1 protein-coding gene is annotated in these 944 nt (G+C 53.4%); it reads right to left on the minus strand.

Features of this window, described 5'->3' with window-relative positions; genetic code table 11:
• A partial coding sequence (locus GH663_RS20870; RefSeq protein WP_246181668.1) for an HD domain-containing protein occupies window positions 1-455 on the minus strand: 455 nt, incomplete at its 3' end.
• Window positions 456-944 lie beyond the last annotated feature (489 nt).

The raw sequence follows: 944 nt of genomic DNA on the forward strand, positions 1-944 counted from the left end.
GCCTTCGCAAATTTTGCATCATCGCTTTTTGCAGCCTCGAACTCGAACCATAGTTCGCGGAACTCGGCTGCCTGCGCATCCGGCAACAGCCCGAAGAGACGCTCCGCGGCAAGCTGTTCGCGCTCCTCCTGCCCGGCATGTGTCGCTGACACGTGAAACGGTACGTCACCAGCGTCGATCTCTACAATGTCGTGGATCAGCAGCATCTTCACGACGCGCAGCACGTCGACCGACCCCGCTGCATACTGAGCGAGCACCAGCGCGTACATTGCAATATGCCATGAATGCTCGGCACTGTTTTCGCGGCGCGAGCGATCGATCAGTGGCGACAGGCGTACAACGCTTTTGAGCCGATCGATTTCCCTGAGGAAAGCCAGTTGCCGTTCCAGGTCGGGCGGTGTCACTTTGATACGGTCTTGTTGAATTTGAGGGATGGGCAAGTCTATCAGAGTCATGCAGCTTCCCTTGTACCCCCGGCTGTTTGAGGAGGCTTGGAGTCTGATCCAGCTGGCCTCGTCCGCTTGGTGAAGTTATGCTGACCGAAGGTCGCCAGGCTAAGAAGGGCAGCTTTGGCCGTTGTGCAACATGGGCCATAAAGTTATCGCTTATTACAAAGCATAAAGCCCATGTTGGTTAGACATGGGCTTCTTAAATCTTTGGCCTTGAAGGAATTGATCAAGGCATTCGGCATGCGCCGTTTGGGTACTACGCAATCATCTCGTACTGCGGCGGATCACCAGTCATTTTGCCTCCAGTCGCGTTATTGCTTCTGAGTCCTGACCAACCAATTCGGCCACGACTTGATTTCAAGATACGCCTTTTAACGGGGAAGTCTAGCTCTCTCGACCGATGATTTGGCGAAGCTCAGCATTGCAATAATTTCGGCCCAAATTGGCCAGAGGCAGTCAGTTGGTATGCGATATGTTTTGGCCGAGAATAAATAA

It is taken from the genome of Dechloromonas hortensis, assembly GCF_009469765.1.
GTDB classification, from domain to species: domain Bacteria; phylum Pseudomonadota; class Gammaproteobacteria; order Burkholderiales; family Rhodocyclaceae; genus Azonexus; species Azonexus hortensis.